Source organism: Gammaproteobacteria bacterium (assembly GCA_022450155.1).
Classification (GTDB): Bacteria; Pseudomonadota; Gammaproteobacteria; order Arenicellales; family UBA868; genus REDSEA-S09-B13.
This window is the reverse complement of the sequence record JAKUQR010000011.1, coordinates 67,672-87,609: the sequence shown is the minus strand read 5'-3', so window position 1 is coordinate 87,609 and position 19,938 is coordinate 67,672. Positions and strand designations below refer to the sequence as shown.

At 54.2% G+C, this 19,938-nt stretch carries 19 protein-coding genes; 9 read left to right on the top strand and 10 right to left on the bottom strand.

Features of this window, described 5'->3' with window-relative positions:
- Positions 1-269 precede the first annotated feature (269 nt).
- Positions 270-1,502, top strand: coding sequence for an amidase (locus MK323_08215; GenBank protein ID MCH2482146.1), 1,233 nt, complete (start codon positions 270-272; stop codon positions 1,500-1,502).
- A 207-nt stretch (positions 1,503-1,709) separates the two neighbouring features.
- On the opposite strand, the gene MK323_08210 is transcribed toward MK323_08215, so the two are convergent.
- Both MK323_08210 and MK323_08205 read right to left on the bottom strand, forming a co-directional pair.
- Positions 1,710-3,395: a hydantoinase B/oxoprolinase family protein gene (locus tag MK323_08210; GenBank protein ID MCH2482145.1), complete on the bottom strand. Its 1,686-nt coding sequence runs from the start codon at positions 3,393-3,395 to the stop codon at positions 1,710-1,712.
- Positions 3,388-5,472 carry a hydantoinase/oxoprolinase family protein gene (locus tag MK323_08205; protein MCH2482144.1) on the bottom strand — a complete coding sequence of 695 codons (2,085 nt, stop codon included), beginning with the start codon at positions 5,470-5,472 and terminating at the stop codon, positions 3,388-3,390. Before MK323_08205 ends, MK323_08210 begins: the two co-directional genes overlap by 8 nt.
- Before the next feature lie 227 nt (positions 5,473-5,699).
- Between MK323_08205 and MK323_08200 the strand changes: the two genes are divergently transcribed.
- Both MK323_08200 and MK323_08195 read left to right on the top strand, forming a co-directional pair.
- On the top strand, positions 5,700-5,972 hold the full coding sequence (locus tag MK323_08200; protein MCH2482143.1) for a hypothetical protein: 273 nt from the start codon (positions 5,700-5,702) through the stop codon (positions 5,970-5,972).
- Between the two features lie 158 nt (positions 5,973-6,130).
- Positions 6,131-7,063 carry an NAD(P)-dependent oxidoreductase gene (locus MK323_08195; GenBank protein ID MCH2482142.1) on the top strand — a complete coding sequence of 311 codons (933 nt, stop codon included), beginning with the start codon at positions 6,131-6,133 and terminating at the stop codon, positions 7,061-7,063.
- A gap of 48 nt (positions 7,064-7,111) precedes the next feature.
- On the opposite strand, the gene MK323_08190 is transcribed toward MK323_08195, so the two are convergent.
- From MK323_08190 to MK323_08175, 4 genes are all read right to left on the bottom strand, one after another.
- Positions 7,112-8,170: an alcohol dehydrogenase catalytic domain-containing protein gene (locus MK323_08190; GenBank protein ID MCH2482141.1), complete on the bottom strand. Its 1,059-nt coding sequence runs from the start codon at positions 8,168-8,170 to the stop codon at positions 7,112-7,114.
- 132 nt (positions 8,171-8,302) lie between these two features.
- Positions 8,303-8,923 (bottom strand): urea carboxylase-associated family protein, encoded by a 621-nt coding sequence (locus tag MK323_08185; GenBank protein MCH2482140.1) that lies wholly within the window; start codon positions 8,921-8,923, stop codon positions 8,303-8,305.
- A gap of 103 nt (positions 8,924-9,026) precedes the next feature.
- Positions 9,027-10,253 (bottom strand): NAD(P)-binding domain-containing protein, encoded by a 1,227-nt coding sequence (locus MK323_08180; protein ID MCH2482139.1) that lies wholly within the window; start codon positions 10,251-10,253, stop codon positions 9,027-9,029.
- 77 nt (positions 10,254-10,330) lie between these two features.
- On the bottom strand, positions 10,331-10,885 hold the full coding sequence (locus MK323_08175; GenBank protein ID MCH2482138.1) for an OsmC family protein: 555 nt from the start codon (positions 10,883-10,885) through the stop codon (positions 10,331-10,333).
- A 256-nt stretch (positions 10,886-11,141) separates the two neighbouring features.
- Between MK323_08175 and MK323_08170 the strand changes: the two genes are divergently transcribed.
- Positions 11,142-12,113, top strand: a complete 972-nt coding sequence (locus MK323_08170) for an LLM class flavin-dependent oxidoreductase (protein MCH2482137.1) — start codon at positions 11,142-11,144, stop codon at positions 12,111-12,113.
- 139 nt (positions 12,114-12,252) lie between these two features.
- Positions 12,253-12,951 (top strand): glutathione S-transferase family protein, encoded by a 699-nt coding sequence (locus tag MK323_08165; GenBank protein MCH2482136.1) that lies wholly within the window; start codon positions 12,253-12,255, stop codon positions 12,949-12,951.
- A gap of 9 nt (positions 12,952-12,960) precedes the next feature.
- On the opposite strand, the gene MK323_08160 is transcribed toward MK323_08165, so the two are convergent.
- The 3 genes from MK323_08160 to MK323_08150 all read right to left on the bottom strand — a co-directional run bounded on the left by MK323_08160 (position 12,961) and on the right by MK323_08150 (position 15,392).
- The gene (locus tag MK323_08160) at positions 12,961-13,278 is read right to left on the bottom strand and encodes a cupin domain-containing protein (GenBank protein MCH2482135.1); all 318 of its coding nucleotides are present in this window, start codon (positions 13,276-13,278) and stop codon (positions 12,961-12,963) included.
- Positions 13,279-13,344: 66 nt separating this feature from the next.
- The gene (locus MK323_08155) at positions 13,345-14,511 is read right to left on the bottom strand and encodes an aminotransferase class V-fold PLP-dependent enzyme (GenBank protein MCH2482134.1); all 1,167 of its coding nucleotides are present in this window, start codon (positions 14,509-14,511) and stop codon (positions 13,345-13,347) included.
- 131 nt (positions 14,512-14,642) lie between these two features.
- Positions 14,643-15,392: a phytanoyl-CoA dioxygenase family protein gene (locus MK323_08150; protein ID MCH2482133.1), complete on the bottom strand. Its 750-nt coding sequence runs from the start codon at positions 15,390-15,392 to the stop codon at positions 14,643-14,645.
- A 152-nt stretch (positions 15,393-15,544) separates the two neighbouring features.
- On the opposite strand from MK323_08150, the gene MK323_08145 reads away from it, so the two are divergent.
- The 4 genes from MK323_08145 (at position 15,545) to MK323_08130 (ending at position 18,917) form a co-directional block, all read left to right on the top strand.
- Positions 15,545-15,925 carry a YajD family HNH nuclease gene (locus MK323_08145; GenBank protein MCH2482132.1) on the top strand — a complete coding sequence of 127 codons (381 nt, stop codon included), beginning with the start codon at positions 15,545-15,547 and terminating at the stop codon, positions 15,923-15,925.
- Entirely contained in the window at positions 15,922-16,692 is a 771-nt protein-coding gene (locus MK323_08140) for an SDR family oxidoreductase (GenBank protein ID MCH2482131.1), read from the top strand. The genes MK323_08145 and MK323_08140 overlap by 4 nt, the downstream gene beginning before the upstream one ends.
- Before the next feature lie 118 nt (positions 16,693-16,810).
- Positions 16,811-17,671 carry a TIGR03620 family F420-dependent LLM class oxidoreductase gene (locus MK323_08135; GenBank protein ID MCH2482130.1) on the top strand — a complete coding sequence of 287 codons (861 nt, stop codon included), beginning with the start codon at positions 16,811-16,813 and terminating at the stop codon, positions 17,669-17,671.
- Between the two features lie 61 nt (positions 17,672-17,732).
- Positions 17,733-18,917, top strand: a complete 1,185-nt coding sequence (locus MK323_08130) for a TauD/TfdA family dioxygenase (protein ID MCH2482129.1) — start codon at positions 17,733-17,735, stop codon at positions 18,915-18,917.
- A gap of 52 nt (positions 18,918-18,969) precedes the next feature.
- Here the strand turns inward: MK323_08130 and MK323_08125 are convergent, their stop codons facing one another.
- Positions 18,970-19,917 (bottom strand): amidohydrolase family protein, encoded by a 948-nt coding sequence (locus tag MK323_08125; protein ID MCH2482128.1) that lies wholly within the window; start codon positions 19,915-19,917, stop codon positions 18,970-18,972.
- Positions 19,918-19,938 lie beyond the last annotated feature (21 nt).

The window sequence follows — 19,938 nt, the reverse complement described above, 5'->3', positions numbered from 1 at the left end:
ATCGGGTTTCACCTGGCTACCGCGAGGCGATTAATCCGCACCGTCGACCACATACGCACAGGACCGGCATGCAATTCTGCCTGTAATGGCCTGGGTTACTATTGTCAGTAATTTCGATTGCTTAATAGCAGGTTATTTCAGGTGAACATCATGAATTGCCAGAAAACGCTAAAGTCGAATATTCCGCCGGAGCAATGGGTCATAACTGACGCAAACAAAGTGTGCTCATATGTCTCCTGGTACAGCCGTAGTGGCGACACTGAAATTTTTTGACAATTGATATGACTAACAAGAACCCTACAACGGCAGATTGGGATTATCCCTATGATCCATTAGGTGCCTTTTGTCACGATAATCACGTCTCTCTTGAACCTACAGGAACAGGGGCGCTTGATAATTTAAAGTTTGCTGTCAAAGACGTGATGGATATTGCCGGTTCTACCACCGGATTCGGTCAGCCCGTATGGCTTAATTCTCATGAGCCAGCTTCTGAGAGTACTGTTGTTATAAACCAGTTACTAAATGCCGGTGCACGTCTAGTCGGTCGTACCATAGCCGACGAATTATCGTATAGCCTTACCGGAGAAAACGTTCATTATGGTACACCACTAAATCCGGTTGACCCGGCTCGGGTTCCGGGTGGTTCATCCAGTGGTTCGGTATCGGCCGTGGCAGGTGAATTGGTAGATTTCTCCCTGGGTACTGATTGCGCAGGTTCAGTCCGACTTCCCGCCAGCTACTGCGGCGTCTACGGAATCAGACCCACCCACAGTAACGTTGAAGCAAGGGGCGTTATTCCGTTCGCGCCAAGTTTTGACACCGTTGGATGGTTTGCTCGTGATCCCAAAATCTTTGAAAAGGTCGGGCGTGTAATATTACGCAAGTGCGAAGCAACGGAACCCAATCGATTGATGGTGGTGTCTGATGCTTTCGCGCTGGTTGAACCAGCTATACGTAAAGCACTGCAATCCAGTATAGAACACCTTCGCCAGAGGTTCGCGATTAGTACTGAGATCGAAGTTAGTCTAGATGGTCTAAAACCATGGATGGAGTGCTTTCGAACCATTCAGGGTGCGGAAATCTGGAAATCTCTGGGCTCCTGGATCACGGCTGAAAATCCTGTTTTGGGGCCCGGGATTGATAAACGAATAGCGACAGCCCGTGAAATTACCGAGTCACAGGTGACCACTGCCAGGGCCGCGCACAAACAATTTGTTGACCGCTTGCAAAAGATCATGACACCAGGTGATGTGCTGTGTCTGCCGACCTCACCGCGTGTGGCACCGCTCAAAGGCACTGACACCAACACTATTGAAGATATTTATCGCTATCAAGCGATGTGTCTGCTCAGTATTGCTGGTTTGGGTGGTTTACCACAGATCAGCTTGCCAATGGCAAAGTTAGATAATCTGCCGCTTGGGATATCTTTAATTGGACTCCCTAATACCGATATACAACTATTGAAAATGGCGACTAGTTTAGAGAACAATCGCCAAGAATGACCCAGCAGTGGTCTGTGCTTGAATCAGGTATTTCCCATCAAAGTTGGGCGTGGCAAGTTATCAATACGGATCTGCTGACTATCCAATTTCTAATCAAGACTGAAAGATGACTAACACCAACGGTTCTCGCGCAAATAGACACCGAGTATTCTCGCCATAACAGCAATCATATTGTGACTGGCCCGGTCTTGCATTAGCTCACGTCGTCTAATCTGGTTCAGCACTGACATAACCATCCTGCAGGTCGCGTGCACACGCTTGCGAATCACGTTCTCTGGCATCGCCGTAACCCCCCGCACCCGGGACCTCAAGCAGAATCTGTGAGCCGGCCGGAGCATTGAAACCACCCTTGGTCAGAAGTGGGCGTATCGAACCGTCCGCTAATTTAAGCGCAATGCTTGCCCGGGCGCCGGCCTCGCCTCCACAAACACCGAACGGCGGCGACTTGGTGCGCTCCACGCACACCGCCGCACGCGCATTGTGATCGACAATGGTCCAGGCCCGGCGCGAGCCGCAACCTCCACGGTACCTGCCACGCCCCCCACTGTCCGGCGTTATTTCGTAATAATCGATTCGAACCGGAAAACTCAGTTCGAGGATCTCAATCGGCGTGTTCATGGTATTCGAAATACCAGCAGCAACTGCGTTGATACCGTCCTTGTTGGGTCTTGCCCCCATGCCACCCTTGATGGTTTCGTAACTGACGTAGTGTTGACCGTTGCGCGGGTCTACGCCGCCGAGCGTAATGATGCCCGAAGTACCCTGACTGCACGCCATAACATTGTCAGGCATGAAGCCAGCCATGGCGCCAAATGTCATGTCCGCCACTCTATGGCTGATCTCGTGGTTGGCGTAAACCACGGGTGAGGGAAAACGGGCATTAACCACAGAGCCTTCCGGTGCCGTCACCCGAATCGGGCGCCAAGCGCCGGAATTGGGCGGAATCAAACTGTTCGGATCGACAATCATCTTCAACGAGCAGTAGACCCCCGACGCAGTCACCGACAACGGCGCATTGATAGGCCCTGAGACCGCCGGGTCACTGCCCTCAAAGTCCACTTCGACGGTATCGCCTGCTTTTAATACCCGAATACGGATCGTGAAGGTCATGTCTTCGTTTTCGCCGTCTTCGATAATGCCGTCACCATCGCAGAAGTCCTCGAAAACACCCTCGCCGTCGGGCAGTTCCGACAACATCAGTCGCATCAACTTCTCTGAGTAATCCATCACCTCGCGCATGATGCGGGTCAATACATCTACGCCGTACTTCGAGGCTAAACTGACCAGCCTCTGGCAAGCCCGGTGGTTAGCGGCAACCTGCGCCCGTAAATCCCCCATCCGTTCATCCGGTGTGCGCACGTTGGCAAGAATCAGATCCTCTACATTGGGATCGATTTCACCTGCGTGATAGAGTCGAATCGGGGGCATACGCAATCCTTCGCCATAGATCTCGGTCACCGCACCATAACTTCCTGGTGTGGCACTGCCGATATCAGGCCAGTGTGCCCGAACACAGGTCCAGCCGAGGATTCTGTCCTGGTAGAACACCGGTGCGACGACATTAACGTCCGGAAGGTGCGAGCCACCAAAATACGGATCGTTGTGAATGAACACATCACCTTCAACCGTACTGTGCTTGAATTTGTTGATTACGGCAGCAACCGCATCCGGCATCGAACCCAGGTGAATCGGCAGATCTGGCCCCTGGGCCACCATGTTCCCTTGGGTATCGAAGATTCCACAGGAATAATCCCCGGCAACTTTCAGGATCGGGGAATAAGCAGTTTTGGCGAGAACGATCTTCATTTCCTCGGCCACCTTGTAGAGGGAGTTCTTGACCACCTCGAAAGTGACCGGGTCGGTCACCCGGTTTCGGTATGCGTCGTTATTCACGATTAGATCGCTCCAGGGTGATAAAGCCGTTGTGGTCATTGCGCGCCGTCCAACGGGGTGGCACAACCAGGGTGCTGTCCAGCGACTCAACGATAACGGGACCGTCGAGACTGATTCCAGCGGCAAGGCTGGAGCGATTGTGTACGCTGCAGTCCGTGGTACCGGTCTGGGCAAACCAGACTGGGCGCCGGGATTTCTCGCTCGCGCCGTCCGAACGAGGCGTGTCGGTAATCTCAAGCCTGCCCAATTTTCCAACTGCTGTCAGTCGAAGCGTGACCAGGTGCACTGGTTCGGTCAGATTCTTGTGGCCATAGGTCTGTTCGTGACGGGAATGAAAATTCCCTGCCAACTCAGCCTTGGTCTTATCGGTGAATTCCCCTGGCTCAGCAGTCACGTTCAACTCATAGGCCTGCCGGCTGTAGCGCAGATCAGCCGATCGCCTGAAACGCCAGAGATCCGGACTGATCCCCGTGGATCTCAGCATCTCCTCACCCTGAGCCTGCAACTCGGACCAAACGGCTTCGATATCACTGGCAGGGAGATCTTCGAGCTGTCGGTAAAGCGTTCTTGCATAGTCCCGTCGCACATCCGTCATCACCAGGCCGAGCGCAGAAAAGCCGCCCGGGATGGGAGGGACGATGATCCGGGGGATGTCGAGTTCGTCAGCGAGCGCGGCGGCGTGCACCGGTCCTGCACCGCCAAAAGCGACCAAACTGAATTCCCTCGGATCATGACCGCGCTCGATTGATACGATCCGCAGTGCCTCGGCCATCCCGTTGTTCACAATTTCCCGGACAGCTGCGGCTGCCTGCAGGGCGGTCATGTTCATGGGATCGCCGATTTTCTTTTGCAGCGCATACTCTGCGCGCTGGTAATCGATGGGCAAATCGCCGCCCAGCAGTGAATGCGCGTCCAGGTACCCAAGCACCAGATTCGCATCGGTCACGGTCGGTTGATCACCGCCCTGACCGTAACAGACAGGCCCCGGTTCTGCACCGGCGCTGTGGGGTCCAACACGCAAGGAACCAGCCGGGTCGATCCAGGCAATACTGCCACCACCGGCACTGACTTCGGCGAGGTCGATTACCGGCACACGGATCGGGTGACCTGATCCCGTGACCCACCTGTTCTGACTGCCTGTACCCCCAACTTCGTAGTCAGCGGTCACTTCGATCTGGCCGTCCCGGATCAAACTGGCTTTCGCAGTTGTTCCGCCCATGTCGAAAGAAATCAGATTGGTCTCACCGAGCTGAGCGCCGACCAGTTGTGCCGCAATTACGCCTGCTGCCGGGCCGGATTCGACCGAATTCACGGGCAACCTCAACGCCTCCCGGACATCAAATACCCCACCGGTTGAGCCCATCACGTGCAGTTTGGGCAAACCCAGGCTGTCGGTCGCAGTTTCGAGCTGCTTTAGATATGACCCCAGAATTGGCGCCACATAGGCACAGACCGCTGTGGTACTGGTTCGCTCGAATTCCCGGACCTCAGGCAAAACTTCACTGGAGAGAAAAATGGCCACGCCGGGAAGCGCTTCACGCAGTGCCTCACCAAGTCGGCACTCATGGTGGTCGTTGAGAAACGAGAACAGTAGCGATATCGCGACCGCTTCGACTTCGAGATCCTTAAGTTCCTTGATCAGCCCGGGAATTTCGGATTCGTCCAGGGGTACTATGACTGTACCCGTTGCATCGAGCCGTTCGGTAATCTCCAGGCGGCGATGTCTTGGTACAAGGACACGCGGAGGATCCTGGAACATGTCGTACAGATCGGACCGGGCAGAACGTCGAAGCTCGAGCACATCACGGAAGCCGCGTGTACTGATCAGCGCGGTACACGCGCCATTTTCTTCGAGAATCGAGTTGGTCACCACGGTAGTCGCGTGAGACAGCAGCGACACCTCATCAGGCTGCACACCATAACGATCGAGCGCGTCGTGCAGGCCACTCAGCACCGCTTTGCCGAAATCACTCGGAGTAGTGGGCGTTTTGGCAATACCAATGGTACCGTCGACATCGTTGACCAACGCAACATCTGTGAAAGTACCGCCGATATCAATACCCAGACGCCATGCCATCTGTATTTGTCCTATTTTGTTTGCTTCACACTGCGTGCCGGAAGATGATCTTTAACAATCCTTATGCTTTGATTAACCAGTATCTTGATCGGCCATAGCAAACGCTTCGATGTCGGTCACCATCAATTCATAAGCCAAAGCAACCTCTCTTATCCAAATTGATTATAGTTGTCGCAGTCCGGTGATGTTGAGATACTTCATCTTCGAATGATGGAGAACCAATCCACATGTCTAACGCACTATCTGATGACATGATTCGCGAATACCGCAGATCGGAATTCTGCTTTCCCTACCGGGTTCTGTCTGTAACCGAAGCTCGGTCTTATCGCGATGAGATCGAACAACATCAACAGGTCCCGGGTGAACCACTCACCGGGAAACACCGTTACAAAGTACCTCTCCTGTTTACCTGGCCCGGGGATCTGATCAGGCACCCGAAGATTCTCACGATGCTGCAACACTCAGGGAGAACTCACAATGGCACAAACCCAGCCAATTGATGCGTTGTCTCCGAAGCCTGGCAGTACAACACTTGCATGGACTGGTGCGTCACACGCCGGGCGAGATTTAGCCTACCGATCAGTCGGGGCCAGGCCCCGTTGTTAGCAACTCAAGCGCCCTGGAACCATCAAGAAAATCAGAGCTGAGGAAAGAACAGATGAAAAAGATCGGATTTATCGGCCTGGGCACAATGGGTGCCCATTTTGCGAGCAACCTGATCAAGGCAGGCACAGAGATTACCGTGCACGACATTCAACGAGATAGTGCAGACGCGCATCTGTCGGCAGGCGCCAAGTGGGCCGATACACCACGGGAACTGGCGGCTGCTTCGGAAGTGATCCTGACCTCCCTGCCCGGGCCAACCGAGGTTGAAAAGGTGGCCCTGGACGAGACCGACGGCCTGATTGCCGGCATGAAACCAGGTACAGTGCTGTTCGATCTCTCCACCAATTCTCCGACCACGGTCCGTCATATCCACGAAGTCTTTGCGGCCAGGGGCCTTCACTGCCTGGATGCCCCGGTCAGCGGTGGGCCTAAGGGCGCGGCCTCAGGGAAACTCGCCATCTGGGTCGGTGGCGACAAGACCGTGTTCAGCGCTAGCCGGACGGCCCTGGACATCCTGGGTGATCAGGTCCGCTATATCGGTCCGATCGGCGCCGGCACTGTGGCCAAGCTTGTTCACAACGCCGCCGGTTATGCCATTCAGACCGCCCTGGCAGAGGTATTTTCCGCCGGCGTCAAGGCTGGCGTCGAACCTCTGGCACTGTTTGCGGCGGTTCGCCAAGGCGTCCGCGGACGGCAGCGGACTTTCGACAGCCTGGCAGAACATTACCTGATCAATCAGTATGACCCCCCAGATTTTACCCTGCGCCTGGCCCACAAGGATGTGGCCCTGGCCGCAGAGCTCGGGCGGGAACTTGGCGTACCCATGCGCCTGATCGACCTGACCCTGGCCGACATGACCGAGGCTCTGGATCGAGGCTGGGGTGATCGAGATTCCCGCGTTGCCATGTGTCTGCAACAGGAAAGAGCGGGCGTCGATTTCACGGTGGACCCCAAGGATGTTCTGGCTGTACTCGATGCCGATTAAGTCCGTGTACTAACAAGCGGTCACCATACTTTGGACTAATAAATAGATTTAGAGATTGTTTATACCTGAGTCCGGTTCCAGCATCACTTTGAGGTCGGCACCGGGTGTGCGCATGGCCTCGAATTTATTCGGGAAATCGTCCAGACCAACAACACTGGTCACCAGGGCATCCACTGGAATCCGTTCACTGCCCAACATGTCAATCACGAACTGAAAGTCTGCCTTCGAGTACACAAATGCAAAGGTGATGTGGAGTTCCTTCACGATGGCCTTGGCAGGGAAAAATGCGTCCTGCGCCATGCACAACCCGACAACCACAAGATGCGCATCGGCCGGTGCCTGGTCAATGCTGAGTTGGAGGCTGCCCGGCACACCCACACAATCAAACACCACAGCCGGTGGCCGGCCGGCGATCTGCCGGAAACGTGCCTGAACGTCTTCATTCGCGGCATCGATTACCGCGGTGGCGCCAAATTCGGCACAGCGAACCGCCCGCGCGTCAACCAGGTCACTCACGATTACATCACGGGCGCCGAAAAAGCGGCACCATAGGGCAACGGACAAACCTACCGGTCCAGCACCAATCACCAACACCGGGTCACCGACCTGCAGCCCAGCACGCTTGACTGCATTTAATCCGACCGCCAAGGGCTCGACCAGGGCGCCCGCGTGAAAACTTGCGTTGTCCGGCAGCTTCAGGGTTTCGGCCACACCGATTCGCGTGTATTCGGCGTAGGCACCGGTCAGTTCTGGGCTGGCCCGCGTGACAACCGTTGAACAGCGATAGGATCGGCCGGCACGGCACGCGCTACAGCTGCCGCAGCCGATGAAGGGCTGTGCCACGACCCGTTCGCCGGCACGGAACTGACTACGGGTGTTTTTCCCGAGCTCGATAATCTCACCGGAAAATTCATGACCCATGACCGATCCGGGTGCCAGGTGACGCCAACCTGCACTCGGATCGTTCCCTTGAGACCAGTGCAGATCGGTGCCACAAATCCCACACGCCTTCACTTTGAGGATCAGGTCATCCGGACCCGGCTCAGGATCGTTGACCTCCTCGATGGCGAGCGGGGTACCGGGTTGTTTGAAAACAGCCGCTTTCATGGTCAGTTAAGAATTACCGTGCGATTCAATGATATCGTCATCTGCAAATCGGCGCTCAGAATTATGACTTGTATAGAGACTGCTTATTCAGAAGAATTCCAACCCAGTTGAATTAATCTCAAAATTATCACTTTATAGTTTCTGCTGTGCCGGGTTCCTGGAAATCACCTCATAGTGTGCATCACGCGGGGTACACTCGGCACCATTAATGGGCGTTATATCTTGCGGACAGGCGGAAAAGACAACGACCGCGTGCATATCTGCCCGAAGTCTGACCCGGTCTCCCGGCCGCGACTGGGGCGGCCTCCGGTCAATTGCACCATCGGGGGCGACTGAAACATTCATAAACAAATTCAGTGGTGCAGGCGTCCCTGGAACCCGGATACCCATCACCGACAGGGCTTCATGCAAATTCGATTCGCAACTGCGGTGCGTGTCATCACAACCGAGTTCACGGTAGATCTCCCTGTTACAGGCACAAAGCAACGTGTCATGAATCCCCGGTGACGTATCTTCCAGCATTGTTAAAACAGACCGCCTGCGATTGGAAAACAGACTGTCTCCAACCCCGGGTGACAATCGACTCAGGCGCGAACGAGTGTGCTCCATCGATAGGTACTCGCTAGGGTCAGCCATATTGAAAGCCCAGGTGTCGAGCACCTGGGTGCCATGGGTATTGATGACGACAATCTCTGAACCCGCATCAAGTTGAATCGCGACACCGTGACGGGCTGGAATGGTTTGGCGTGCCATAGCAATAGCAGGGGTCGCTAAGGCCCTACAACACAATACAGCAGATAAAACAGGAATCAGAGGTCGGCAAGCTCAGCTCCATCGATCTTGCAGAGGCTATTTATCATTTATTTGCGCCTGCCTGCAGAATTGAATCTGCATTCGAAATGGTATTGGCCAAGTAAGACGTCAGGTGATCGCTGAGATCCCGGGCATCATCGCCGGCACCGTGGATAAAGCTCGACTTTCGACGGCGGAGAAAAGTCATACCCATCAGGTACATGCCCGGTGAGTCCACAACCCCACCCTCGTGGCGAATCTCACCTTTCCGATCCAGTACCGGCACACCCAGCCAGGAATAGTCAGGGTGGAAACCTGTCGCCCAGACAATGGTCTGGATTTGACCATTACTGAGGTCAAGGTCCAGTGGCGGCGATTTCTCAACAGTGGTCGCGGCAAAACGATGTGGAGGCGACACCTCATTGTCGAGACCGTTTTCAGACACCCACTCGTCAATCGTGTTGAGCAGCCGGTTCATCTTGAGGTCAGCCAGTGCACAATTGTTGCGCAGCGACCCAGAAAACTGTCCTTTCCGATTTTTAATACCCGCAAGACGACCAATGAGCTTAACGCCGATTCCAGTGAGCGCATTGAGGTCCAGTGTAGACCGCCCGGGCGAGCCGGCGAGCTGTGGAGAGGGCACGTTGCGCGCCCGCTTAATGTCATCCACCTGGTCATAATGTTCGTCAAGAACCCCGGCCGCATCCATCCACCACTGAATGTCTCGTCCTCTGTAAACCCGAGGCATACGAACGTGTTCACCCACAGCTAACGTAACTGGTCTACCCGAGCGGTGAATTTCATCGGCAAGTTGTGTGCCGGTCGCCGATGCGCCGACAACAAGTACACCCCCCTCTTTCAATTGGTCCGGATTGCGGTAATCAAGCGGTGTGACCATGGCAATCGATGAGGGCGCAGACGATGCGATTGCCGGTACGCTGGCGACATTGCACGCACCGCTCGCAACAACGATCGCCCGGCATTTCCATGTACCTCGGTCGGTGTCGACCTGATAACCATCACCCGCACAGCACACAGATGTTACAGTGGTACGGGTTTGGATCGGTGCCGAGATTACATCTGCATAGTGATCTACAAATTCGATGACTTCCGGAACCGTCATAAAGCCATCAGGATCATCCCCCTCATAGGCCAATCCAGGTAACCGACTCTGCCAATTGGGCGTGAGCAACCGCAGTGAATCCCACCGTTCGGTCCTCCAGGAATTCGCGACATCAGAGCGTTCCAACACCACATGCTCTATGCCCCGGTGGCTGAGGCAGTAACTCATCGCCAGGCCGGAATGACCGGCACCGATGACCACGGTGTCGATCTTCGATGGGGCCCCAGACACCACAGATTGCCGGTTCAGCTGACCTCTACCGTGACATTGGTCGGGTTGGTGATAATGTCGTAGACAGCGGATCGTTTTTGTGCCTGAGCAACCAGCGCTTCGATATCTTCCTTCGACGCATCGGCATCGATGTTGTAAGTCACTTTGATACCGTCAAAACCATTGCGGACGTCGCTGTCGATACCGAGAATTCCCTGAATATCCATACCACCTTCAAGCGTTGCGGAAACGGAATTCAGTTGAATCTCCCGATGTTGGGCAACCGCAGCGACACTTGCCGTCAGGCAACTGGCTAACCCTGCAAGTACAATTTCCACAGGCGTGGCGCCATGATCCTCCGACGAAAAGACCTCAGGATGGTCAGCATCGAACGTGTGCTCGGTTTTGTGATTTTGTTCTTCTCCAAGTCCAAAAAAACCTTCAACACTGGTTTTGCTATGGGTACCGTAGACCCAGTCACATTTTGCACGCCATTGAAATTGGGCTCCCTCAGGCGCTTCAGTAAGCATTTCTCGGGCGCCCAGTAGAAACTCTACATCCACCCCATTGTCGACTTTTTTGTCGGTCATAGTTTCATCTCCGTTTGGAATTTGTGGAAACGAAAGGATAACCTACCTGCACATGATATTTCGTCTAACAAAAATCTAGTATTGACTAAAACACGACCGCGACAAGGCACAACTGGAGGACCCATGAATAGCTTAGCCGGAATTGTTCACTGAACCTTTAATCAAAATTCTATTAAACACATCAAGGCACTGGTCTAATTACCCTTAAACACTGTACTCTAATACACTTGTCTCTCCCACGTAGAGACATCCAGTCGTGACCAAAACAAAACATCCCCGTCAATTAAAGATCGGACTGATGCTCCCGCAGACCGAGGGCCTGCGTGGTCCCGGGGTTCGCAGTTGGTCGGAGGTCAGCGATATGGCAAGGCTGGCCGAGGATATGGGATTTGATTCACTGTGGGTTGTAGATCACCTGCTCTACCGGCTCGAAGGTGAAGATCAGCCGCGAGGTGTGTGGGAATGCTGGTCATTCCTGTCTGCCCTGGCTGCGATCACCGAGCGTGTAGAACTTGGTACGCTGGTGCTTGCAATGGGCTGGCGCAATCCCGCCTTACTCGCCAAGATGGCAGACACCGTCGACGAGATCAGCGGTGGTCGCCTAATTCTGGGCATGGGCTCGGGTTACCACAGACTCGAATACGAAGCCTTCGGTTTTCCATTTGATTACAAGGTCAGCCGTTTCGAGGAAGCGATTCATATTGTCTGTGGCCTGCTGCGAGACGGCCAGATCGACTATACGGGCACCTATCATTCCGCACGGGATTGCGAACTCAAACCCCGCGGGCCCCGTGCCAACGGGCCGCCCATCCTGATCGGCACCAACACCGGCTCACCACGCATGCAGGGACTGACCGCGCGCTATGCAGATATGTGGAATCTCTACTACGACATTACTCACAACACCGTGGCTGGTTTTGTCCTGGCCCTGCCGGAACTGGAACAGGCCTGTGCCCTGCAGGGTCGGGACATGTCGACCCTCGAATCAACCGTGGCCGTATTGCTGGCAGATTCCAGCGCTGATAACTGGTGGGATCGTCTGCCGAGCGGCCTCGCGGGAGAACCGCTGATACCTTTGGCAGGCCCGCCTGAGAGTATTGCCCAAGAACTGCTTCGCTATGAGCAGGCCGGTGTATCCCATGTGCAGATCTCGCTGGAGCCAACCACCTGTGCTTCAATCGAGGCCTTGGCCCCCATCCTGGATGTTCTGGACGCGCACTCAAACTGAACAGATTCCAGATCAGTCCCAGAACCTCTTTATAAACTGAGTTCTTGTATTATCTTAGTGACGACATCCGGTTTTTTGCCGATTTAATGACCCTGATATCAGGTCCATTCACACACAATCCAAATCGGACTCAAAGACCATGACCAAACTACCCAAAGTGCAGTTGATCTATTTCAAATTGAGGGCTCTTGCTGAAGCGCCGCAGATGATGATGCATTATGCGAATGTGCCTTATACCTACGAGATGGCATGGGATTTTTATGGCAAGCCCTGGCCTGAAGCGAAGCCTGAGGTCGCGTTCGGACAACTGCCGGTACTGGTTGTCGATGGTCATACCCATATCTGGCAAAGCGGCGCCATCACTCGCTATGTTGCAACCCTGACCGGCACCATGCCCAACGACCCTTTGTTAGCAGCCCAAGTTGATTCCGTATTTGATTCAACACAAGAACTGTTTCCGCCCCTTAATCCAACAGTGAATGTCACCGCAGGCGACGTACACGAGCAACGCAAACAAACGTTTCTCGACAGTTTCCCAGCAACCTTAAAGAACTTTGCACGACAATTGGAACGAACAGAGGACGGTCCGTTCTTTTTTGGCGCTAAGCCTTACTATTGTGACTTTTCTGCGTATCATCACTTTTCCCTTGCCCAAATGCTTAAAGCAAACATACTTGACCCACATGCTTCGGTACTCAATTTCATGGCAGCTGTGGAAAGCCTGCCGGGCGTCTCGGAGTACCTGGCCAGTCGTCCTGAGCTGATTGATGTGGGAACAGGACCCAAGCTGGTGATCAACGGCGTTGCCGAGCCCACAGGGATAAAGGCGGGATCATAGTCAACCGCTTCAGTCGTCGGGCACAAAATCGTACTCGCCAACGCCCTGAATAATGAGAAATTTGCACCGTCCATCGTCAACTCCCGACACACGGTGAGGCTGACCTGCACCGACAGCAGTGGTCTCGCCTGGTGACAAGACCCGCTGTTCATCTGGATTGCGTGTCTCAATCTGCATGGGTCCCTCAATGCAGAAAAAAGTATCAGTCACCACACTGTGATGATGCCAGGGTACACACTGACCCGGCCCGATTGTAAGAATCTGTGTCCTCAATCCCTTAACCGCTGCGATGACCTCGCGGCCCTCGATGGTATACGCCTTAGTCATAGTCAAAAGATCCTCTAATGGGTGAGCGTGAGCAACAACGTTGTCACGACAGTGCCAGACGTGGATTCATTGGGTCAAAGCTGATGTCAGAACGGTGAAGAAGCGCTCTTCATCCTCATCTGTAACCCACAGATGAGGAGTGACCCGAACTGCATCTCGTCCGCGAACACTGACATAGACTTTTCCCTGGGCAAGACGGTCTGCCAAACCTTCAGGCACACCCGCTGGAAAACGCAAGCCCAGGTAATGACCTGCTCTATGCTCTGCTGGCAGTGTGGTGATACCCCTATCAGCTGCACGCACAGCAATCCGATCGGTCCGAGCACCTATTGTGTGCTGTATATTATCTACACCCCAGTCGAGCAGCTGGCACAACCCTGTTTTGACCATCGGCACCAGATGGATGTTGCCCCGTTCACCGACATCATAGCGACGCGCTCCGGACTGATAGCTGTCTCGATAGTCGACCAAATTCGAAAAGTCTTCACTGCCTTCACGGTTGATCCAGTTGTGCTCAAGCGGTGTGCCCTCCTGCCACTTGGGGGCAGCATAGATGAAGCCTGAACCGTACGGCCCGAGCAACCATTTGTAGGTTGCGACCGCAAGAAAATCGGGCTGGATGGCGTTAACGTCGAAAGGCAATACCCCAACTGACTGGGTGCCATCGATAACGAGCGCAGCACCGACTTCTCTACAGCGCGCACCGATTCGTACTAAATCGAGCATGGCGCCGTCGGTCCAGTGAACGTGGGGTAAGGCGGCAATCGCCACCCGCTCATCCAGCGCCTCAAGAACTGACCGTGTCCAGTCGTCATCTTCAGGCCGCTGCAGGGTCAGTATTGCCCCGTCCGACTCGTTCGCAAGTGCGTGCCAGGAATAGACATTGGATGGGAACTGATCCTGTAGCACGAGAATACGCTGCCCAGGTTGAACCGGCAGATTCCGCGCAGCAGTTGCAATACCGTAGCTGGCAGCAGAACCCAGTGCAACATCATTGGCCGTGGCACCGATAAGTTCGGCAAACAGTCCGCGAGCTTCCTCAGCATCGGTAAAGAAGTCCCGGGGAAAGATTTCCCAGGGATGACTTTTTCGCTGCGTACCTGCAATGCCGGCATCGCGCACCGCATTCAGTAGTGGTGATATATAGGCACAGTTCAGATAGGCCACATCGTCCGGTATATCGAACAGATGGCGCTGGCAAGCAAGCATTGAGATGGGTTCATTCAGGCTCATTGGCGGTATTTGTCTTGGCCCGGCACTTGAGTTATTCGTTTTCCAGTAGCTGCAGTACTTCTTATCAGTATGGCAGGCTGATCAGGGCACCGAAGGAATAACAGAGCATTGTTCAATAAATACACGAAGTGTCAGCTGATCTGGACAGGTGAGAAATCATTCATGACAACCCATTCGGGTCGGCATGACCCCTGATGTTTGTTCTCGACAGAGTTCAGCGTCAACGAAATCAGGGCACGATCCCAAGGCGACAAATTCGACGCCGAACCGTGAATGATATTTGTATTGGCAAATATGACCGAGCCGGGGGCTCCTTTGGGAGCAACCATACCGTTCGCTTCGACTGCACTTGCAACTCGGTTATTGTCCAGTGCCCGAATCGGGTAAGAGGTGGTGGTGTCGTCCACATCATTCTTTGTGGCTTCACCGTGATGCGAGCGCGGTATTAGCATCAACGGCCCGTTGAACTCGTTGACCTCATCCATGAAGATCAGCACGTTGACCAACCGGTTAGCCGGCATGCCGTCGTCTATAAGGTAGGTTGAGAAGTCCTGGTGCCACTGCCATATATCGCCGGTAAATGCCCTTTTCAGATTCAGAACACACTGAAACACATAAACATCGCTGCCGAGAATTTGCTTCACTGGGTCGATGATCGATTGATTTCTGATCAGATTGTCCGCCGCCTTGCTGTAGGTATGTACATTCATCAATGACCTGACAGTTTGGGTGTCCTTCTCGAATATGACTTCGGGTCTTTGAAGCGCACACAGTTCAAGTAACTGGGCCATCACTGCTTTGATGTCAACGACAGGTAACAGTTCAGGAACGAAGACATAACCTTCATTTGAATAGTCGGACAATTGGGTTTTACTCAACATTGTGCTTTTCTGTGCCAGAATAATGCGTCACCACCGATTGCCCTGGATAGGGAGTGACACTATGGCAGACCCACAGTGATACGCCAACCGGTTCCCGCAGCGGTTGATTTTTGTCCACAGCCGGACGCCGACCTGTTGTGGAGGTGCCTCTGATGAGTGATCGAGAACAGCGACTCGACAAGGCCGTGGTCGATGCAATCCGGGCCCGAGACACTCGCGAGCAAGGCTATCGCGCCCAGTCTCTCAAGATCCATCCCTGGGTCTGTGGCCGCTGCGGACGCGAGTTCAATGAGAAAAACCTTCATGAACTGACCGTACATCACAAGGATCATAATCACGACAACAATCCGCCCGATGGCAGCAACTGGGAAAATCTCTGCATTTACTGCCATGACAATGAGCACGCGCGTCTGGTCGACCCGCTAACGGCAGACGCGCATTTTGAACAGCGCTCCAGCACAGCGACGCACCAGCCATTCTCCGATCTTGCTAAACTGCTCAAAACTGACCCGGACACAGACAACACCGAATGACCGAGACACGCGGAAAACTTGACGGCAAAGTGGCACTGGTTACCGGTGCTGCGAATGGTATTGGCCGGGCCATCGTCGAACGCTTTTCTCAAGAAGGTGCAGCAGTCATGGTTGCTGACATCAATAAGAAAGGTGCCATTGCAGTGGCACAGGGCATCCGTGAGAAAGGCGGCCTGGCCGAATCGATTACCTGTGATGTCGGTAATACCGACGCAGCAAAACAGGCTGTGGAGTTCACCGTATCAAGTTTCGGCCAGCTCACCACGGTCATCGGTGGGGCTGCCCTGTTGTCTCCGATCGTACCGGTTCACGAACTTTCAGAAGAGGACTGGCAGCACGCCCTCGATGTGAACCTTACGGGTTGTTTCCTGATCAGCAAGCACGCCATTCCTCATCTGAAGAAATCCCCTGGCAGCACGATTATTCTGATCGCATCGCAGATGGCCCGGGTCGCCAGCGCCGGACAAAGCCTTTACTGTGCCACCAAAGGCGCCCTGACTCAGCTGGCAAAGGGTATGGCGCTCGACTATGCAACCGACCAGATCCGGGTCAACACACTGTCTCCAGGCGGTGTTGCCACAGATCGGCTAGCCACGCGTTTTGGAGACCTCGAAACCGCCCAGCGCATCTGGGGTGCCAAGCATCCAATGGGTCGCCTGGGTGAGCCTGACGAGATCGCCCGGGCCGCCGTTTTCCTGGCCAGTGAAGATTCCACATTCATGACTGGCACGGATCTGCTGATCGATGGGGGCTACACTGCCTGGTGAGGCACTGAGACGTACCATTCGCTGAAACAAACCTGAGGGCATCAGGCCACCGATAGTTGCGTGTAGTTTTCACACCACTGCTACACTTCATTTAAGGCCTCTAAGAATAGGGAAACCCATGGACCTGGGCAAACTAGGCGTCTGGTATGCCGCCGACAAACTGACACCGGCGCAATGGCGACGTTTTGTTCAAAAAGTGGAGTCATTGAACTACGGCACATTGTGGTACTCCGAGGCCCGTGGGTTCGAATCCATGGCGCTGGGAAGTTTTTTACTGGCACAGACCAAAACCATCTGTATCGGCAGTTCTATCGCCAACATCTACGCCCGCGATGCGTACTCGTCACGACAGGGCCTGCATACCCTGTCGGCAGTCTCTGACAACCGGTTCGTACTCGGACTCGGTGTATCGCACATACCCCTGGTCGAACAGGTCCGGGGACACACCTATACCAAACCGCTGGCCACCATGCGCACCTACCTCGAGAAACTGTATTCAGATGCGGATGGTGGCCGGACCTGGCCCGTGGTCCTGGCAGCACTGGGGCCCAAAATGCTGGCTCTGTCGGCTGAACTGACACGCGGAGCTATCCCCTATAACGTCACCCCGGAACACACAGCAAGCGCCAAAAGCATTCTCGGTGCGGACAAATGGCTGGCAGTCGAACAGAAAGTCTGCCTGGAGGAATCACCGAGCGAAGCCCGAGCGTTGGCCCGGCGTGAACTCGAACGCTATCTGGGCCTGCCAAACTACCGACAGTGCTGGCACAACCTGGGATTCAGTGAGGCCGATCTCGACAATGGTGGTAGCGATCGATTTATCGATGCCATGGTTGTGTGGGGTAACGAAGATAAGATCCAGCGACGACTGGATGAACACTTCGATGCCGGCGCCACCCATGTATGCATCCAGCCAGTGCATACCCCGGATGACCTGGATGCAGCCGAAAGAACACTGGAGGCGTTTGCACCCGGTTAGCCCAGCCAACGAAAAATTATTGAAGCGTGCCAGCAAGAAACCTTCAGAACCACCATCCTGTATGCACCCGTCCTCAACATCTGTCAGCGCATCGATCGATGCTGAACAGCGAAAACTGACTGTCCGTTGGCCTTCGGGCAAATCCCACACTTTCCATTACGTCTGGTTGCGGCACAATGCCCGCTGCCCGGACGGTATGCCTAATGACACCAGTGTGAAAATCGATCTCCTGCCGGACGATCCAGAATCTCTAGTGGTTGAGAGTTTCGAAATTAAAAACGATACCCTGGAAATCCGCTGGGCAGATGGTCAGATTGACACCACCCACAATCTACCAACATTGCTAGGCAGCGCCTACGATGCAGCGACCCGTCGTCAACGCAAACCCACCCCTGTGTTGTGGCATGCCGGCAATACGGGAGAAATTCCAGTTTACCTGTTTTCAGACCTGAATAACCTTGAAACCATTCTACAGATTGCTCTGTCCGTTCGAGACTTTGGCATTGCCAGACTCAGGAATGTACCGCTGACGCCAGGGACAGTGGCGACTGTGGCAGGACATTTCGGCAGTGTTCATCTGAACAACTACGGTCGGGTATTCGACGTGAGAACAGGCACCAACCTGACGCTTGGATCCAACACCGGCAAGTATCTCGGCCCACACACCGATGAGAGCTATCGCCACGCCGCCCCCGGGATCACCTTGTTTCACTGCCTGGCCGCTTCACTGGACGATGGTGGTGAAACCATTCTGGTCGATGGGTTCAAGGTGGCTCAAGTATTGAAAGAAAGCGATCATGCATCGTTTGATATTTTGTGCCGCGTACCTGTTTTCTTCCAGCGTCGAGCACTACCCGAAGAAGATATGCAGTCCCATCGGCGCATTATCGCCCTGGATATCGATGGAGATGTGGAAGGCATCCGCTTTACTGACCGGACCATTCCCCCACAGGATCTGCCCGAAGAACTGATGGAATCGATCTATAAAGCGATCAAGGCGTTCTGGAATATTGTGAACTCAGAGGAACTCAAGTTCGCCTGCCTGATGGCACCGGGCGATCTACACCTATTCGATAACCAAAGGGTCCTGCACGGCCGCACCGCTTTCGATCCCACTGCTGGCGTACGCCATCTGCAGCAGTGCTCGGTCAATCGAGACGAGTTTCACAACACCCTGCGCACACTTGCCGCCCGATTCAACCATCCGGCCCAATCTCTGACCATGGCCGGCGGGGCATTGGGGTGAGGGTCAATACGCCTGCCAAAGGCACGGCGCAGAATTCGGCAGGATAAAGCTATCAAAGACCCAGTATATCGACTGCATTGGCGCCGATGATTCTTTCTTTTTCCTCCATCGACAGGATCGGCAAACTGAACACACGGTCGATGGAGTGATCCAGGTCGTACCAGGGAAAATCTGAGCCCATCATAACTCGGGAAGACCCGATATCCCGGATCAGTTGTGCGAGTTGCTTTTCAGTCGGGCCGTTATCGCTCTGGGTCCACTCAATGATTTCGCAGCAATCGAAATATGTGTTGGGGTAAGCCTTCGCGATATCCAATGTCTGCGTCCAGGTGCCGCCACCCAGGTGAGCAACCACCATGCGAAGTTGCGGAAAAGAATCCAGCATCTTGGCAAAGGCGCGTGGTTCGGCAAATCCTTTGCTTTCCCGATCCGGGCCGGAATGCGCAATGATGGGCACGTTGAGATCCTGGCAGACTTGATACGTCGACCATAAACGTTCGTCTGACATGTCGAAACCTTGAAACGCGCCGTGAAGCTTAACCCCCGCAGCCGCATGGTTCTCGATCATATCCTTGATGTGTTCGGCACAGAGCGATCCAGGCAAAGCATTGACGTCGGCAGCTACAAAGGCTGCCAGCTCTGGATGCTGTCGGGAAAGATCGCAATTCCATTGGTTAAACGAGATAACCTCACGGCGAATCCAGTCATCGATATCCACCGTGCGTTTTGCTGTATCGCTTTCACTCAAGCCATCGTCAAGCGACGCCAGCGCGATGTTTCGGTTGACCACAGCCGAAAACAGATTGACGACGACTGCTTTGCTGATCTGTGTAGAGCGCATCTGCAGTAACAGCTCATCAACGGTTCCAACACAATCAGACTGATGAACATCGGCCTGCGCTCCATATTCCCAAACTTCATAGCCTGTTTTTTCGGCATAGCCCTCTTCAGGTGTCCGATAAAGGTGGGCATGCGCATCAACTCGAATGAAATCGGCCATCGGCCCTCCTGGGATCTACTG

Coding starts and splice junctions, on each gene's coding strand:
- MK323_08205 (MCH2482144.1), bottom strand. CDS start 5,472: ATGGCATGGCGTCTGGGTATTGATATCGGCGGTACTTTCACAGATGTT.
- MK323_08200 (MCH2482143.1), top strand. CDS start 5,700: ATGTCTAACGCACTATCTGATGACATGATTCGCGAATACCGCAGATCG.
- MK323_08195 (MCH2482142.1), top strand. CDS start 6,131: ATGAAAAAGATCGGATTTATCGGCCTGGGCACAATGGGTGCCCATTTT.
- MK323_08190 (MCH2482141.1), bottom strand. CDS start 8,170: ATGAAAGCGGCTGTTTTCAAACAACCCGGTACCCCGCTCGCCATCGAG.
- MK323_08185 (MCH2482140.1), bottom strand. CDS start 8,923: ATGGCACGCCAAACCATTCCAGCCCGTCACGGTGTCGCGATTCAACTT.
- MK323_08180 (MCH2482139.1), bottom strand. CDS start 10,253: ATGAGTTACTGCCTCAGCCACCGGGGCATAGAGCATGTGGTGTTGGAA.
- MK323_08175 (MCH2482138.1), bottom strand. CDS start 10,885: ATGACCGACAAAAAAGTCGACAATGGGGTGGATGTAGAGTTTCTACTG.
- MK323_08165 (MCH2482136.1), top strand. CDS start 12,253: ATGACCAAACTACCCAAAGTGCAGTTGATCTATTTCAAATTGAGGGCT.
- MK323_08160 (MCH2482135.1), bottom strand. CDS start 13,278: ATGACTAAGGCGTATACCATCGAGGGCCGCGAGGTCATCGCAGCGGTT.
- MK323_08155 (MCH2482134.1), bottom strand. CDS start 14,511: ATGAGCCTGAATGAACCCATCTCAATGCTTGCTTGCCAGCGCCATCTG.
- MK323_08150 (MCH2482133.1), bottom strand. CDS start 15,392: ATGTTGAGTAAAACCCAATTGTCCGACTATTCAAATGAAGGTTATGTC.
- MK323_08145 (MCH2482132.1), top strand. CDS start 15,545: ATGAGTGATCGAGAACAGCGACTCGACAAGGCCGTGGTCGATGCAATC.
- MK323_08140 (MCH2482131.1), top strand. CDS start 15,922: ATGACCGAGACACGCGGAAAACTTGACGGCAAAGTGGCACTGGTTACC.
- MK323_08135 (MCH2482130.1), top strand. CDS start 16,811: ATGGACCTGGGCAAACTAGGCGTCTGGTATGCCGCCGACAAACTGACA.
- MK323_08130 (MCH2482129.1), top strand. CDS start 17,733: ATGCACCCGTCCTCAACATCTGTCAGCGCATCGATCGATGCTGAACAG.
- MK323_08125 (MCH2482128.1), bottom strand. CDS start 19,917: ATGGCCGATTTCATTCGAGTTGATGCGCATGCCCACCTTTATCGGACA.